Here is a 15,507-nt window from a genome sequence, read left to right as displayed (position 1 = left end):
CCCAAGAACTGCCGTACCGATACAGAGCAGACAGGAGACAAGCCATGGCGACCACAGCCCACCTCGACACCTTTGCGCGCGACCGCCTGCCGCCGCGGGACCAGTGGCCGGTGTTCCGCTTCAATGCCGACACCGACTACCCCGAGCGGATCAATGCCGCGGTGGAGCTGGTCGACCGCCACGTGCGCGAAGGACGCGGCGAGCGCATCGCCATCCGCCATCGCCGCGACGGCCGCATCGAGACCGTGACCTATGCACAGCTCGCCGCGCTGGTGAACCGGATCGCCCATGTGCTGGTCGAGGACATGCGGCTGGTGCCCGGCAACCGTGTGCTGCTGCGCGGCCCCAACAACCTGATGATGGCGGCCAGCTGGCTGGCCACGCTGAAGGCCGGGCTGGTGGCGGTGCCGACCATGCCGCTGCTGCGCGCCAGGGAACTCAAGCAGATCATCGACAAGGCCCAGGTCAGCGCCGCGCTGTGCGATGTGCGGCTGCGCGACGAACTCGACGCCAACCAGCAGGCCGGCGGCGATTGCCATTGCCCGAGCCTGGCGCAAACGCTGCATTTCAACGGCGAAGGCGAGGGCTCGCTGGAGGCGGCGCTGGCCGGCAAGCCGGAGACCTTCGACGCCTGCGACACCGCCAGCGACGATGTCTGCCTGATCGCCTTTACCAGCGGCACCACCGGCCAGCCCAAGGGCACCATGCATTTCCACCGCGACGTGCTGGCCATGTGCGACCTGTTCCCGCGCCATGTGCTGCGCTCCGCGCCGGACGACATCTTCTGCGGTACGCCGCCGATTGCCTTTACCTTCGGGCTCGGCGGCATGCTGTGCTTCCCGTTGCGCATCGGCGCCAGCACGGTGCTGGCGGAGAAGCTCACGCCCGAAACGCTGCTCGAACTGATCCACGACTTCCGCGCCACCATCGTCTTCACCGCGCCCACCTTCTACCGGCAGATGGCGACGCTGGCGCCGCGCTTCGATATCTCGAGCCTGCGGCACAGCGTGTCGGCCGGCGAGGCGCTGCCCGATGCCACGCGGCAGAGCTGGAAGGCCGCCACCGGCATCGAGATGACCGATGGCATCGGCGGCACCGAGATGATGCACATCTTTATCTCGAGCGCCGGCGCCGAGGTCAGGCCGGGCGCGATCGGCAAGGTGGTGCCCGGCTACGTGGCGCAGATCGTCGACGAGGAGATGCGGCCGCTGCCGCCGGGCCAGGTCGGCAAGCTCGCGGTGCAGGGGCCGACCGGCTGCCGATACCTGGACGACCCCCGTCAGGCGAATTATGTGAAGGCCGGCTGGAACCTGCCGGGCGACACCTTCGTCGCCGACGCCGACGGCTATTACTTCTACCAGGCGCGCTCCGACGACATGATCATCTCGGCCGGCTACAACATCGCCGGGCCGGAGGTGGAGAGTGCGCTGATGCAGCACGAGGCGGTGGCCGAATGCGGCGTGGTCGGCGCGCCGGACGACGGGCGCGGCCAGGTGGTGATGGCCTACGTGGTGCTGCGCGAGGGCGTGGCGGCTGACGAAGCGACCCGTATCGCGCTGCAGGACCACGTCAAGCGCCAGATCGCCCCGTACAAGTACCCGCGCCGCATCGAATTCGTGCCGGCGCTGCCGCGCACCGAGACCGGCAAGCTGCAGCGCTTCCGGCTGCGCCAGATGGCGGAGCAGGGGCCGGGCGCGGGCAATGGCGGCAAGCCACAGCAGGGGCAGCCATGAGCGACGTGTTCCGCAACACCGTGCTGGTGCGCTTCAAGCACTGCGACGCCGCCGGCATCGTGTTTTACCCGCGCTACTTCGAGATGCTCAACGACCTGATCGAGGACTGGTTCGGCGAGGCGCTGGGCTGGCCATTCGATGCCATGCACGGCGAGGGCCGCGCCGGCGTGCCCACGGCCGAGCTGGAGTGCCGCTTCCTGGCGCCAAGCCGGCTGGGCGAGGTGCTGACGCGCGAATTGCGCGTACTGAAGCTGGGCCAGTCCAGCTTCACGCTGGCGATCCGTTTCGCCGGCCCGCACGACGATACCCGCATGGAAGTGACGCAACGGCTGGTCTGCGTCGATACCGGCGCGATTGCGCCGCAGCCGCTGCCCGAAGCCGTGCGCGAAGCCATGGCGCGTTATCTGGTCGCCGCGGCCTGAACCCGGATTTCCATCCACCCATACCAAGCAACCACAGGGAAACGACATGAAGATCCTGCAGCCGCCCGACTGGGCGCCGCCGCGCGGCTACGCCAACGGCATGATGACCGAGATGCAGGCCGGCAGCCGGCTGCTGTTCATCAGCGGCCAGATCGGCTGGAACAGCCAGTGCGAATTCGAGACCGACGACTTCGGCCTGCAGGTGGCGCAGACGTTGCGCAACGTGGTCGCGGTGCTGGCAGCCGGCGATGCGCGGCCGGAACATATCGCGCGCATGACCTGGTATGTGAAGGACAAGGCCGAATATGTCGGCGCCTATGGGGCGATCGGCGAACATTACCGGGCCATCATCGGCCGCCACTTTCCGGCGATGACCGCGGTCGAGGTCGCGGACCTGGTCGAGCCGCGCGCCAAGGTCGAAATCGAGGTCACGGCGGTGGTGCCGCCGCCGCGGTAATCCGCCGGCGGCAGGTGCAACCGCGCATGCGGGAACGGGCAGCGCGGCGGCGGCCGGCGCGGCGGGATTGCCGCCTGCCGCGCGCAAGTCCTTGAAAACTTGAGAAATTGGGTGGCTCGGGATATAATTCGAAAGTTTCGCTTTCAGAACCCTTCACCCTAGCGCCTACCGCTTTCCACCTTCCGCCGCCCCCATCCGCGCCGCCATTGCCGTCTGCATCAGATGTGACGCAATGAGCACACCGCGACCGGATCCGACCGCATCGGCGCAATGCCGCTGCCGCCGTCACGGATCCAGCCTGGGAGGCACGAGGCGTCGATTGGTCGGTCACGGGGTGAGTCCAGCAGGAGCCTACCCGTGTTACCGTCTTTTCCGTCCGCCATTCTCGCGCTAGCAGACGGCACGGTCTTTCGTGGCTATTCCATTGGCGCTTCCGGCCATACCATCGGCGAAGTGGTGTTCAACACCGCCATCACCGGTTACCAGGAAATCCTCACCGACCCGAGCTATTCGCGGCAGATCGTCACGCTGACGTATCCGCATATCGGCAACTACGGTGTCAATCCTGAGGATGTCGAAGCCACGAAAGTCCATGCCGCCGGCCTGATCATCAAGGATCTGCCGATCCTGGCCTCCAACTTCCGCAAGGAACACACCCTGGCCCACTACCTGAAGCAGGAAAAGGTGGTGGCGATCGCCGGCATCGATACGCGCAAGCTGACGCGTATCCTGCGCGAGAAGGGCGCCCAGAACGGCTGCATCCTGGCCGGCGAGGACAATGTCCAGAAGGCCATCGACCTGGCCCGCTCGTTCCCCGGCCTGGCCGGCATGGACCTGGCCAAGGTGGTGTCGGTCAAGGAGCCGTACGAATGGACCCAGTCCGAATGGAAGCTGGGCGAGGGCTACGGCAAGCAGCAGCAGCCGCAGTTCCATGTGGTCGCTTATGACTATGGCGTCAAGTACAACATCCTGCGCATGCTGGCCGAGCGCGGTTGCAAGGTCACGGTGCTGCCGGCGCAGGCGAGCGCGGCCGACGCGCTGGCGCTGAATCCGGACGGCGTGTTCCTGTCCAACGGCCCCGGCGACCCCGAGCCGTGCGACTACGCCATCGCTGCCACGCGCGAGTTCATCGAGCGCGGCATCCCGACCTTCGGCATCTGCCTGGGCCACCAGATCATGGCCCTGGCGGTCGGCGCCAAGACCCTGAAGATGAAGTTCGGCCACCACGGCGCCAACCATCCGGTCAAGGACCTGGACGACGGCCGCGTGGTGATCACGTCGCAGAACCACGGCTTCGCGGTCGACGCCGACACGCTGCCGGCGAACGTGCGCGTCACGCACAAGTCGCTGTTCGACGGCTCGCTGCAGGGTTTCGCGCTGACCGACAAGCCGGCGTTCTGCTTCCAGGGCCACCCGGAAGCCTCGCCCGGCCCGAACGACGTGGCTTACCTGTTCGACCGCTTCATCCAGCTGATGACCGACGCGCGCAAGTAGGCGCGCGGGCACAGCGAGAGAGATACAGGGACATCCCATGAACGCCTTCATGCATACCGCTTTCGGCATCACCGACTTCTGGACCTATGTGCTGGGCACGATCTTTATCGTGTTGCTGCCGGGCCCGAATTCGATGTACGTGCTGTCGGTGGCGGCGCAGCGCGGCGTGCGCGCCGGCTACAAGGGCGCGTGCGGGGTGTTCCTGGGCGATTTCGTGCTGATGGTGCTGTCGGCGGCGGGCGTGGCCTCGCTGCTCAAGGCCAGCCCGGCGCTGTTCTACGTGGTGAAGTACGTCGGCGCGGCCTACCTGGCGTGGATCGGCTTCAACATGCTGCGCGGCGCGCTGCGCAGCTGGGCCGCGCGCGGCGATGCCGCCGGGGCGGCGGTACCGGCGGCCACGCCGGACCAGTCCGACCCGTTCCGCAAGGCGTTGCTGATCAGCCTGCTGAACCCGAAGGCGATCCTGTTCTTCATCTCGTTCTTCATCCAGTTCGTCGACCCGGCCTTCGCTTACCCGGTGCTGTCGTTCGGCGTGCTGGGGCTGGTGTGCCAGATCTGCAGCTTTGCCTACCTGACCACGATCATCTTCGTGGGCGCGAAGCTGGCCGAGGCGTTCCGCCGCCGCCGCCGGCTGTCGGCCGGCATGGCCAGCGGGGTAGGGGCGATGTTCATCGGTTTCGGCGCCAAGCTGGCCACGGCCACGATGAACTGAGCCAGACCACATTTTCGAATCCGGACGGATTCCCTGATTACCGGCGCGGTCCGCAGGCAAGGCGGGCCGGCCCATAAAGAGAGCGTGCAATGCCAAAACGCACAGACATCAAGAGCATCCTGATCATCGGCGCGGGCCCCATCATCATCGGCCAGGCGTGCGAGTTCGACTATTCCGGCGCCCAGGCCTGCAAGGCCCTGCGCGAGGAAGGCTTCAAGGTCATCCTGGTCAACTCCAACCCGGCGACCATCATGACCGACCCCAACACGGCCGACGTGACCTACATCGAGCCGATCACCTGGGAAGTGGTCGAACGCATCATCGAGAAGGAGCGCCCGGATGCGATCCTGCCGACCATGGGCGGCCAGACCGCGCTGAACTGCGCGCTGGACCTGCACCGCCATGGCGTGCTGGACAAGTACAAGGTGGAACTGATCGGCGCGTCGCCCGAAGCCATCGACAAGGCCGAGGACCGCCAGAAGTTCAAGGACGCGATGACCAAGATCGGCCTGGGCTCGGCCAAGTCCGGCATCGCCCACTCGATGGACGAGGCCGTGGCCGTGCAGGCCCGCATCGCCCAGGACACCGGCACCAGCGGCTACCCGATCGTGATCCGCCCGTCGTTCACGCTGGGGGGCACCGGCGGCGGCATCGCCTACAACCGCGAAGAGTTCGAAGAGATCTGCAAGCGCGGCCTGGACCTGTCGCCCACGCGCGAGCTGCTGATCGAGGAATCGCTGCTGGGCTGGAAAGAGTATGAGATGGAAGTGGTCCGCGACAAGCAGGACAACTGCATCATCATCTGCTCGATCGAGAACCTGGATCCGATGGGCATCCACACCGGCGACTCGATCACCGTCGCTCCGGCGCAGACCCTGACCGACAAGGAATACCAGATCCTGCGCAACGCCTCGCTGGCGGTGCTGCGCGAGATCGGCGTCGACACCGGCGGCTCCAACGTGCAGTTCTCGATCAACCCGAAGGACGGTCGCATGATCGTCATCGAGATGAACCCGCGCGTGTCGCGCTCGTCGGCGCTGGCCTCCAAGGCCACCGGCTTCCCGATCGCCAAGGTCGCGGCCAAGCTGGCGGTCGGCTACACGCTGGACGAACTGAAGAACGAGATCACCGGCGGCGCCACCCCGGCGTCGTTCGAGCCCTCGATCGACTACGTCGTCACCAAGGTGCCGCGCTTCGCCTTCGAGAAATTCCCGCAGGCCGACAGCCACCTGACCACCCAGATGAAGTCGGTGGGCGAGGTGATGGCAATGGGCCGCACCTTCCAGGAATCGTTCCAGAAGGCCCTGCGCGGGCTGGAAGTGGGCGTCGACGGCCTGGACGAGAAGTCCACCGACCGCGACGAGATCGTCGAGGAGATCGGCGAGCCGGGCCCGGACCGCATCTGGTACGTGGGCGACGCCTTCCGCCTGGGCATGTCGCTGGAAGAGGTCTATCACGAGACCGCCATCGATCCGTGGTTCCTGGCCCAGATCGAGGACATCGTCCGCACCGAAGGCCTGGTCAAGTCGCGCACGCTCGACAGCCTGTCGACCGCCGAACTGCGCTTCCTGAAGCAGAAGGGCTTCTCCGACCGCCGCCTGGCGCGGCTGCTGAAGACCGACGCCCGCGCGGTGCGCGAGGCGCGCATCGCCCAGAACGTGCGCCCGGTGTACAAGCGCGTGGACACCTGCGCGGCCGAATTCGCCACCAACACCGCCTACATGTACTCGACCTACGAGGCCGAGCATGGCGAGTGCGAGGCCGCGCCGACCGACAAGAAGAAGATCATGGTGCTGGGCGGCGGCCCGAACCGGATCGGCCAGGGCATCGAGTTCGACTACTGCTGCGTGCACGCCGCGCTGGCGCTGCGCGAAGACGGGTACGAGACCATCATGGTCAACTGCAACCCGGAAACCGTGTCGACCGACTATGACACCTCGGACCGCCTGTACTTCGAGCCGCTGACGCTGGAAGACGTGCTCGAGATCGTCGACAAGGAAAAGCCGGTCGGCGTGATCGTGCAGTACGGCGGCCAGACCCCGCTGAAGCTGGCGCTGGACCTGGAGCGCAACGGCGTGCCCATCATCGGCACCAGCCCCGACATGATCGACGCGGCCGAAGACCGCGAGCGCTTCCAGAAGCTGCTGCAGGACCTGGGCCTGCGCCAGCCGCCCAACCGCACCGCGCGTGCCGAGGACGAAGCGCTGCGCCTGGCCGAGGAAATCGGCTATCCGCTGGTGGTGCGCCCGTCGTACGTGCTGGGCGGCCGCGCCATGGAAATCGTGCATGAGCCGCGCGACCTCGAGCGCTACATGCGCGAGGCCGTCAAGGTCTCCAACGACTCCCCGGTGCTGCTCGACCGCTTCCTGAACGACGCCATCGAGTGCGATGTCGACGCCCTGTGCGACGGCAAGCGCGTCTTCATCGGCGGCGTGATGGAGCACATCGAGCAGGCTGGCGTGCATTCGGGCGATTCCGCCTGCTCGCTGCCGCCGTACTCGCTGTCGGCCGAGACCGTGGCCGAGCTCAAGCGCCAGACCGCGGCGATGGCCAAGGCCCTGAACGTGGTCGGCCTGATGAACGTGCAGTTCGCGATCCAGCAGAACAATGGCGTGGATACCGTCTACGTGCTGGAAGTGAACCCGCGCGCCTCGCGTACCGTGCCGTACGTGTCCAAGGCCACCGGCATGCAGCTGGCCAAGATCGCCGCGCGCTGCATGGCCGGCCAGTCGCTGGATGAGCAGGGTGTCGCCGACGAGGTCATCCCGCCGTACTACAGCGTCAAGGAAGCGGTGTTCCCGTTCAACAAGTTCCCGGGCGTCGATCCGGTCCTCGGACCTGAAATGCGTTCGACCGGCGAAGTGATGGGCGTGGGCAAGAGCTTCGGCGAGGCCCTGTTCAAGAGCCAGCTGGCCGCGGGCTCGCGCCTGCCGGAGAAGGGCGCCGTGCTGATCACCGTGAAGGACAGCGACAAGCCGCGCGCCGTGGCCGTGGCGCGCATGCTGCACGACATGGGCTACCCGATCGTCGCCACGCGCGGCACCGCCTCGGCGATCGAGGCCGCCGGCATCCCGGTCAAGGTGGTCAACAAGGTCAAGGACGGCCGTCCGCATATCGTCGACATGATCAAGAACGGCGAACTGGCGCTGGTGTTCACCACCGTGGACGAAACCCGCGGCGCGATCGCCGATTCGCGCTCGATCCGGATCTCGGCGCTGGCGCATCGCATTCCTTACTACACCACCATCGCCGGCGCGCGCGCCGCGGTGGAAGGCCTGAAGCACATGCAAAGCCTGGAGGTCTACGACCTGCAAGGCCTGCATGCCTCGCTGGCCTGATGCCGTCAAGGTAAGCAGGCAACACATGGCAACAGGGCCGACCGTCTTGCGGCGGCCGCGCCCGGGAAGCCCGCCGCAGTTGCTGCCGGCGGGCTTCCTGGCCTAAACTACGTCAAATTCGTCGATCGAACCGGCGTGCCCGCGTTCGATCCTGTCTGAAAGCCGCGGTTGAGCGGAAGTGCCCTGGCGGGGTTTGCCGGGGATGGCTCCAGCTCCGCTGCGGCTCATTTTTTTGTTGAACGAAGACATGAGCACCATTCCGATTACCAAGCGTGGCGCAGAGCTCCTGAAGGAGGAGCTGCAGCGCCTGAAGGCTGTCGAGCGTCCGGCGGTGATCAATGCCATCTCGGAAGCGCGCGCCCAGGGCGACCTGTCTGAAAACGCCGAGTACGATGCCGCCAAGGAAAAGCAGGCCTTTATCGAAGGCCGCATCCTGGAAGTGGAGGCCAAGCTGTCGGCCGCGCAGATCATCGACCCGACCCAGCTGGATACCGATGGCCGCATCGTCTTTGGCGCGACCGTGGACCTGGAGGACCTGGAGTCGGGCAGCCCGGTCAGCTACCAGATCGTCGGCGATGACGAGGCCGACCTCGATGCCGGCAAGATCTCGGTCAGCTCGCCCATTGCGCGCGCGCTGATCGGCAAGTTCGAAGGCGACGTCGCCACCGTGCTGGCCCCGGGCGGCGAGCGCGAGTACGAAGTCATTACGGTTCGCTACATCTGATGCCGGCCCGGCCGGGCGGGCTTGTGCCTGCGCCGGCCACCGGAAAGGCCGGCTTGTGTTCTCCAGTTCCTATAACAACCTGCCGCCGCTGCCGCACCGCATATTCCTGCTGCTGACGGTGGTGTGGGCGGGCAGCCTGTGGACCGTGGGCTACATGGTGGCACCGACGCTGTTTTCGGTGCTGCCTAGCCGCGAGATGGCGGGCATGATCGCCGGTCACCTGTTCCATACCGAAGCCATCGTCGGGGTGACCATCGGCGTGCTGCAGCTGGTGTTGTGCAACGTGATGATCCGGCGCGGCGCCCACCGCTACCGCGGCCTGCGCTGGCTGGTGCTGGGCATGCTGTGCTGCGTGCTGGTCGGCTACTTCGGTACCCAGCCCTTCATGGGCAACCTGAAGGAAAAGGCGCTGGCGCTGGGCGTGGGGGTGTCGGAGTCGCCGTACAAGGCGCAATTCGGCATGCTGCACGGCGTGTCCAGCGCCTTCTACCTGCTGCAAAGCCTGCTGGCGCTGGCGCTGGTGTGGCGCGCTTCGGCGCCGCGTTCGGCCGGGGAGTGAGGCCGGCCGCCGGCACGGCCGCTGCCGCGGCGTGCCGGCATCGGGGCGCCTGGCGGCGCCCGTTTGTTTATGGCTGCCGGGGCTTCAGCCCAGCGCCTTCTTCTTCTGGCTGGTCGGGCGCGCGCGCGAGCGCTTTACATTGCCGCCGGCGGTAACGCGCTCGTTGCCGAGCACCGTGACTTCCTTGCGGGTCGGACGGCGGTTCGGCGCGGCGCTGGGCTTCTTCACCGTCACCGTGCGCGGGGCGGCGCCGCCGCGGCGCGCGGGCGTGTGCCGGCCGAGGTCATCGGCCTGGTTTTCCTTCAGGCGGGCTTCGCCCGGACGCCAGACCACCAGCAGCTTGCCGATATGCTGGATCGGCGCGGCGCTGAGCTGGTCGCAGATTTCTTCGTAGATGGCGATACGCGCTTCGCGGTCGTCACCGAACACGCGGATCTTGATCAGGTTGTGGGCCGCCAGGCTGCGGTCGATTTCGGCCAGCACGGCGCGGGTCAGGCCTTCGGCGCCGACCATCACGACCGGGTTCAGGGCATGGGCACGGGAGCGCAGGTCGGAGCGCTGAGCGGGGACGAGTTGTAGAGCGGGCATAGGTTGGCGCCGGATAAGGCGCTTGAAATAGTGATAGAGCGCGTGGCGCTGGTAATCGGGCGCTGCCGCCCGCGCCGGTCGTGACACGGCGCACGGGAACAGGCTGCCGACGGCCGCCGGAAGGGCGGCAAGCCGGGATGCGGATTGGCGCGTATTATCCGTCAATCCGGCACTGTCGGGCAGCAAAATCATCAAAACAGTAGGAAAACCTGCGCCGCCGGCCCGGCCGGCGCGCGCGGGCAGGGAACAGGCTGGTATCTGGCATGGCAAAGAACAAGTTCAACCATTCGTGGCTGCACGACCACATCAACGATCCGTACGTCAAAATGGCGCAGCGCGAGGGCTACCGCGCGCGCGCGGCGTACAAGCTCAAGGAGATCGACGAGCAGGATAAGCTGATCCGCCCGGGCCAGGTCATCGTGGACCTGGGCGCGGCGCCCGGCAGCTGGAGCCAGTACGCCCGCAACAAGCTGGCCGACTCGCCCCGCGCCAAGGACGGCCGGATTGACGGCGCGGTCGTGGCAATCGACCTGCTGCCGATGGAGCCTGTCGCCGACGTCACTTTCATCCAGGGGGATTTCCGCGAAGAATCGGTTTTCCGCGAGCTCGAAAGTGTGGTGCTGGACGCTTCCGGCGGCAACAAGATTGACCTTGTTTTGTCCGACATGGCCCCCAATTTGTCCGGTGTGGCCTCCGCCGATGCTGCCCGGATCGAGTACCTGTGCGACCTGGCGCTTGAATTCGCGCAGGCCCACCTTAAGCCGGAGGGAGCATTGCTGGTAAAGTGTTTCCACGGGAGCGGCTACAGCCAGATCGTGGAAAAGTTCAAGCGGCAGTTCAAAGTGGTCGCAAAGCGCAAGCCCAAGGCGTCGCGCGACAAGTCTTCCGAAACCTTTATCCTTGGGCGCTACCTCAAGGCAGTGGATTGACCGATCTCGATACAAGCCAGGGCGGAAGAAGAAATGTAGAGGGAAATACCCTCACCCGGTGCTATCGGCATCATAGTTTCTCTGTTTCCCCTCGAGGGCGGGGGCTGCATTACAATGCAGCTATCCGTTGGCAAGGCAATTGCAAAGGAGTTCGGCCTTGAATAACAACCTGTTTCAAAAGGCGGCAATCTGGCTCGTGATCGCGCTGGTGTTGTTTACCGTCTTCAAGCAGTTCGACAAGCCCCGTGCGCAGGACAGCGTCACCTATTCGCAGTTCATGGATGACGCCAAGAACGGCAAGGTGTCGCGCGTCGACGTGCAGGGCCGCAACCTGGTGGTCTCGCCCAAGGAGGGCGCCAAGTACACCATCATCTCGCCGGGCGACATCTGGATGGTCGGCGATCTGATGAAGTACGGCGTGCAGGTCACCGGCAAGGCGGACGACGAACCCAACGTGCTGGTCCAGGCCCTGTATTACCTCGGGCCGACCCTGCTGATCATCGTGTTCTGGTTCTACATGATGCGTCAGATGCAGGGTGGCGGAAAAGGCGGCGCGTTCTCATTCGGCAAGTCGCGTGCGCGGCTGATCGACGAGAACCAGAACGCCGTCACGTTCCAGGACGTCGCCGGCTGCGACGAGTCCAAGGAAGAAGTGGTCGAGCTGGTCGACTTCCTCAAGGACCCGCAGAAGTTCCAGAAGCTGGGCGGCCGCATCCCGCGCGGTGTGCTGCTGGTTGGCCCTCCGGGTACCGGCAAGACGCTGCTGGCGCGCGCCATTGCCGGCGAGGCGAAGGTGCCGTTCTTCAGCATCTCGGGTTCCGACTTCGTTGAAATGTTCGTCGGCGTGGGCGCGGCCCGTGTGCGCGACATGTTCGAGAACGCCAAGAAGCAAGCTCCCTGCATCGTGTTCATCGATGAAATCGACGCCGTCGGCCGCCATCGTGGCGCCGGCATGGGCGGCGGCAACGACGAGCGCGAGCAGACCCTGAACCAGATGCTGGTCGAGATGGACGGCTTCGAGGCCAACTCGGGCGTGATCGTGATCGCCGCGACCAACCGTGCCGACGTGCTGGACAAGGCGCTGCTGCGTCCGGGCCGTTTCGACCGCCAGGTCTACGTGGGCCTGCCGGACATCCGCGGCCGCGAGCAGATCCTGAAGGTCCATATGCGCAAGGTGCCGATCGGCAACGACGTCGACGCCTCGGTGATCGCGCGTGGCACCCCGGGCTTCTCGGGCGCCGACCTGGCCAACCTGGTCAACGAGGCCGCGCTGTTTGCCGCCCGCCGCAACAAGCGCGTGGTCGACATGCAGGATTTCGAGGACGCCAAGGACAAGATCTACATGGGTCCGGAGCGCAAGTCGACGGTGATGCGCGAGGAAGAGCGCCGCGCCACGGCTTACCACGAGTCCGGCCATGCGGTGGTGGCCAAGCTGCTGCCCAAGGCCGACCCGGTGCACAAGGTCACCATCATGCCGCGCGGCTGGGCGCTGGGCGTGACCTGGCAGTTGCCGGAGCATGACAAGTATTCGAAGTACAAGGACAGCATGCTGGAAGAGGTCGCCATCCTGTTCGGCGGCCGCGCGGCGGAAGAGGTCTTCCTCAACGCCATGAGCACCGGCGCTTCCAACGACTTCGAGCGTGCCACCAAGATCGCGCGCGACATGGTGACCCGCTTCGGCATGAGCGATTCGCTGGGTGCGATGGTCTACGTCGATACCGAGCAGGACGGCATGTTCGGCAAGCTGTCGTCGAAGACCGTGTCGGAAGCCACGCAGCAGAAGGTCGACGCCGAGATCCGCCGCATCATCGACGAGCAATACGCGCTGGCCAAGCGCCTGCTCGAAGAGAACCGCGACAAGGTCGAAGCCATGACCAATGCGCTGATGGAATGGGAAACCATCGACGCCGACCAGGTCAACGACATCATGGCCGGCAAGCCGCCGCGTCCGCCGCGCAGCGCGTCGGGCCCGAACGGTGGCGGCAGCACGCCTTCGGGTGGCTCGCCGGTGGCCCCGACCAACGCGCCCGCCACGGCCTGACCCGGCGCTCGTCCCACTGACGACGCTGTAGCGATGGCTGTGTAGTGCCTGTCCCTGAAGCCGGTGCCTGGTGCACCGGCTTTTCCTTTTTGCGCGGCCGAGCCGCGCGCATCGCCAAAGCCTTCCTACCTTGCAGCAGACGACCCAGACCCGGCACTTCCAGTGCGGCCGTTTCCGCTTTGCCCTGGACCAGCGTCCGCTGGTGATGGGCATCCTGAACGTCACGCCCGACTCCTTTTCCGACGGCGGCCAGCACGCCAGCCGCGACGCGGCGCTGCGCCATGCCGAGCAGATGATTGCCGAAGGCGTCGACATCATCGACATCGGCGGGGAATCCAGCCGGCCGGGATCGGCAGCGCTACCGCTGGAAAACGAGCTGGCGCGCGTGATCCCTGTGGTGGAAGCGCTGCGCGACTGCGGCAAGCCGCTGTCGATCGACACCTACAAGCCGGAGGTCATGCGCGCCGCGCTTGCGGCCGGAGCCGATCTCATCAACGATATCTGGGGCTTGCGCATGCCAGGCGCGGTCGAGGCGGTAGCGGGCGGGCAGGCGGGCCTGTGCGTGATGCATATGCAGCGCGATCCGCAGACCATGCAGGAGAACCCGCACTACGACGATGTGGTCGCCGAGGTCGCGCAGTTCCTGGCAGAGCGCGTCGCCGTGCTGCGCGCCGCCGGGATCGACGAGGCCCGGATCTGCCTCGATCCGGGATTTGGCTTCGGCAAGACACCGGATCATAATTTGCGCCTGCTCGGGCAGTTGCCGAAGCTGGCGCTCGACGGCCTGCCGGTGCTGGCAGGCATCTCGCGCAAGTCCACGCTGGGCGCCATCCTTGGTGGCCGGCCGCCACAGCAGCGTGTCGCCGCCAGCATTGCCGCGGCGGTATGTGCGGTGGAGCGCGGTGCGTGGATCGTACGCGTGCATGATGTTGAGCAGACCGTCGATGCCGTGAAGACCTGGTGGGCCGTGCGCAACGAATCCGTCAGCGCGGGCTGAGCCAGGCGACGCCCGGTCGGCGCCACCAAGACAGAACACAGCAGAGAAAGGGAAACAAAGAATGACACGCAAGTATTTCGGGACCGATGGCGTGCGGGGCAAGGTCGGCGATGCGCCGATCACGCCGGACTTCGTGATGCGGCTGGGGCATGCCGCGGGCAAGGTGCTCGCGCACGGCGCCAGGACCGGGCAGGGCAAGCCGACCGTGCTGATCGGCAAGGACACCCGCATTTCGGGCTACATGCTGGAAGCCGCGCTGGAAGCCGGCTTTACTTCGGCGGGCGTGCATGTGTTGCTGACCGGCCCGCTCCCAACCCCCGGCATCGCCTACCTGACGCGGGCGCTGCGGCTGTCGGCCGGCGTGGTGATCTCGGCCAGCCACAATCCCTACTACGACAACGGCATCAAGTTCTTCTCGGCCAGCGGCGACAAGCTGCCCGACGCAGTCGAGGCCGCGATCGAGACGGCCCTGGACGAGCCCATGGTGTGCGCCCCCTCCGACGACCTGGGACGCGCCCGCCGCATCGACGATGCAGCCGGCCGCTATATCGAATTCTGCAAGAGCACCTTCCCGTACGAGCAGGACCTGCATGGCCTGAAGCTGGTGGTCGACTGCGCCCATGGCGCGGCCTATCACATTGCGCCGCCGGTGTTCCATGAGCTGGGCGCCGACGTGGTCGCCATCGGCAACCAGCCGAACGGCCGCAATATCAACGCCGGCTACGGCGCCACCGCGCCGGAAAAGCTGATCGAGGCGGTCAAGGCCAACGGCGCGGACCTGGGCCTGGCCTTCGATGGCGATGCGGACCGGCTGCAGGTGGTGGACGCCGATGGCCGCCTCTACAACGGCGACGAACTGCTCTACCTGATCGTGCGCGACCGCCAGGCCGTCGGGCAGGCGGTTCCCGGCGCGGTCGGCACGCTGATGACGAATATGGCGGTGGAGCTGGCGCTCAAGCGCGAGGGCGTCGACTTCGTGCGCGCCAAGGTGGGCGACCGCTATGTGCTGGAAGAACTGAACAAGCGCAAGTGGACGCTGGGCGGCGAGGGCTCGGGCCACCTGTTGTGCCTGGATCGCCACAGCACCGGCGACGGCATCGTGTCGGCGCTGCAGGTGCTGGGCGCGTTGCGCCGCAGCGGCAAGACCCTGGCGCAACTGCTCGACGGCGTGAAGCTGTTCCCGCAGACGCTGATCAATGTACGCGTGCAGAAGGGGTTCGACTGGCAGACCCATGCTGGCCTGCAGGCGGCGCGTGCCGCGGTGGAGCCGGAACTGGAAGGCCGCGGCCGGGTGCTGATCCGTGCCTCCGGCACCGAGCCCGTGGTGCGCGTGATGGTTGAAGCGGAGCAGGCCGAGATGGCCGAGCGCGCGGCCAGGATGCTGGCGGACGCGCTGGGTGCCTGACAGCGCCCATCCCAGAAACGAACGCCGGGCCCGCCCGGCGTTTTTTTATCTAACTGCGCAATTAACCGCCGTCATATTTCCCACACCGCAAGGCGGCACCATCCCGTC

Annotated in this window: 13 protein-coding genes; 12 read left to right on the top strand and 1 reads right to left on the bottom strand. The window is 66.4% G+C overall.

Annotation, left to right across the window (positions count from 1 at the left end):
* The first annotated feature begins 44 nt into the window (after positions 1–44).
* From GA0116996_RS08620 to GA0116996_RS08585, 8 genes are all read left to right on the top strand, one after another.
* Positions 45–1,733 (top strand): AMP-binding protein, encoded by a 1,689-nt coding sequence (locus tag GA0116996_RS08620; protein WP_092309427.1) that lies wholly within the window; start codon positions 45–47, stop codon positions 1,731–1,733.
* The gene (locus GA0116996_RS08615) at positions 1,730–2,155 is read left to right on the top strand and encodes an acyl-CoA thioesterase (protein WP_062800724.1); all 426 of its coding nucleotides are present in this window, start codon (positions 1,730–1,732) and stop codon (positions 2,153–2,155) included. Before GA0116996_RS08620 ends, GA0116996_RS08615 begins: the two co-directional genes overlap by 4 nt.
* A gap of 46 nt (positions 2,156–2,201) precedes the next feature.
* A complete protein-coding gene (locus tag GA0116996_RS08610; RefSeq protein WP_062800722.1) occupies positions 2,202–2,612 on the top strand; it encodes a RidA family protein in 411 nt (136 codons plus the stop codon).
* A gap of 357 nt (positions 2,613–2,969) precedes the next feature.
* Positions 2,970–4,106 (top strand): glutamine-hydrolyzing carbamoyl-phosphate synthase small subunit, encoded by a 1,137-nt coding sequence (carA, locus tag GA0116996_RS08605; RefSeq protein WP_062800720.1) that lies wholly within the window; start codon positions 2,970–2,972, stop codon positions 4,104–4,106.
* Between the two features lie 37 nt (positions 4,107–4,143).
* Positions 4,144–4,818, top strand: coding sequence for a leucine efflux protein LeuE (leuE, locus tag GA0116996_RS08600; protein ID WP_092309424.1), 675 nt, complete (start codon positions 4,144–4,146; stop codon positions 4,816–4,818).
* 89 nt (positions 4,819–4,907) lie between these two features.
* Complete coding sequence (gene carB, locus GA0116996_RS08595) at positions 4,908–8,156, top strand: carbamoyl-phosphate synthase large subunit (RefSeq protein ID WP_092309421.1); 3,249 nt, start codon at positions 4,908–4,910, stop codon at positions 8,154–8,156.
* A gap of 247 nt (positions 8,157–8,403) precedes the next feature.
* Positions 8,404–8,880, top strand: a complete 477-nt coding sequence (gene greA, locus GA0116996_RS08590; RefSeq protein ID WP_092309418.1) for a transcription elongation factor GreA — start codon at positions 8,404–8,406, stop codon at positions 8,878–8,880.
* 55 nt (positions 8,881–8,935) lie between these two features.
* Positions 8,936–9,439, top strand: coding sequence for a DUF4149 domain-containing protein (locus tag GA0116996_RS08585; protein WP_092309415.1), 504 nt, complete (start codon positions 8,936–8,938; stop codon positions 9,437–9,439).
* Between the two features lie 84 nt (positions 9,440–9,523).
* Here the strand turns inward: GA0116996_RS08585 and GA0116996_RS08580 are convergent, their stop codons facing one another.
* Positions 9,524–10,027: a YhbY family RNA-binding protein gene (locus GA0116996_RS08580; RefSeq protein WP_092309412.1), complete on the bottom strand. Its 504-nt coding sequence runs from the start codon at positions 10,025–10,027 to the stop codon at positions 9,524–9,526.
* A 263-nt stretch (positions 10,028–10,290) separates the two neighbouring features.
* Here GA0116996_RS08580 and GA0116996_RS08575 point away from each other — a divergent pair, with 263 nt between their 5' ends.
* From GA0116996_RS08575 to glmM, 4 genes are all read left to right on the top strand, one after another.
* Positions 10,291–10,956 (top strand): RlmE family RNA methyltransferase, encoded by a 666-nt coding sequence (locus GA0116996_RS08575; protein WP_092309409.1) that lies wholly within the window; start codon positions 10,291–10,293, stop codon positions 10,954–10,956.
* Between the two features lie 157 nt (positions 10,957–11,113).
* Positions 11,114–12,997 (top strand): ATP-dependent zinc metalloprotease FtsH, encoded by a 1,884-nt coding sequence (ftsH, locus tag GA0116996_RS08570; protein WP_012353229.1) that lies wholly within the window; start codon positions 11,114–11,116, stop codon positions 12,995–12,997.
* Positions 12,998–13,202: 205 nt separating this feature from the next.
* Positions 13,203–13,994: a dihydropteroate synthase gene (gene folP / locus GA0116996_RS08565; RefSeq protein ID WP_244159790.1), complete on the top strand. Its 792-nt coding sequence runs from the start codon at positions 13,203–13,205 to the stop codon at positions 13,992–13,994.
* 61 nt (positions 13,995–14,055) lie between these two features.
* Complete coding sequence (gene glmM, locus GA0116996_RS08560; protein WP_092309403.1) at positions 14,056–15,399, top strand: phosphoglucosamine mutase; 1,344 nt, start codon at positions 14,056–14,058, stop codon at positions 15,397–15,399.
* The last annotated feature ends 108 nt before the right edge of the window (positions 15,400–15,507 follow it).

Origin of the sequence: Cupriavidus alkaliphilus (genome assembly GCF_900094595.1) — a bacterium.
GTDB lineage: Bacteria > Pseudomonadota > Gammaproteobacteria > Burkholderiales > Burkholderiaceae > Cupriavidus > Cupriavidus alkaliphilus.
The sequence above is the reverse complement of the archived record's forward strand: the minus strand, read 5'-3'. Positions and strand labels throughout refer to the sequence as shown.

What these genes read in the sequence shown, in the direction of transcription:
- GA0116996_RS08620 (WP_092309427.1), top strand. Translation starts at nt 45, where the DNA reads ATGGCGACCACAGCCCACCTCGACACCTTTGCGCGCGACCGCCTGCCG.
- GA0116996_RS08615 (WP_062800724.1), top strand. Translation starts at nt 1,730, where the DNA reads ATGAGCGACGTGTTCCGCAACACCGTGCTGGTGCGCTTCAAGCACTGC.
- GA0116996_RS08610 (WP_062800722.1), top strand. Translation starts at nt 2,202, where the DNA reads ATGAAGATCCTGCAGCCGCCCGACTGGGCGCCGCCGCGCGGCTACGCC.
- leuE (WP_092309424.1), top strand. Translation starts at nt 4,144, where the DNA reads ATGAACGCCTTCATGCATACCGCTTTCGGCATCACCGACTTCTGGACC.
- carB (WP_092309421.1), top strand. Translation starts at nt 4,908, where the DNA reads ATGCCAAAACGCACAGACATCAAGAGCATCCTGATCATCGGCGCGGGC.
- greA (WP_092309418.1), top strand. Translation starts at nt 8,404, where the DNA reads ATGAGCACCATTCCGATTACCAAGCGTGGCGCAGAGCTCCTGAAGGAG.
- GA0116996_RS08580 (WP_092309412.1), bottom strand. Translation starts at nt 10,027, where the DNA reads ATGCCCGCTCTACAACTCGTCCCCGCTCAGCGCTCCGACCTGCGCTCC.
- GA0116996_RS08575 (WP_092309409.1), top strand. Translation starts at nt 10,291, where the DNA reads ATGGCAAAGAACAAGTTCAACCATTCGTGGCTGCACGACCACATCAAC.
- folP (WP_244159790.1), top strand. Translation starts at nt 13,203, where the DNA reads ATGGGCATCCTGAACGTCACGCCCGACTCCTTTTCCGACGGCGGCCAG.
- glmM (WP_092309403.1), top strand. Translation starts at nt 14,056, where the DNA reads ATGACACGCAAGTATTTCGGGACCGATGGCGTGCGGGGCAAGGTCGGC.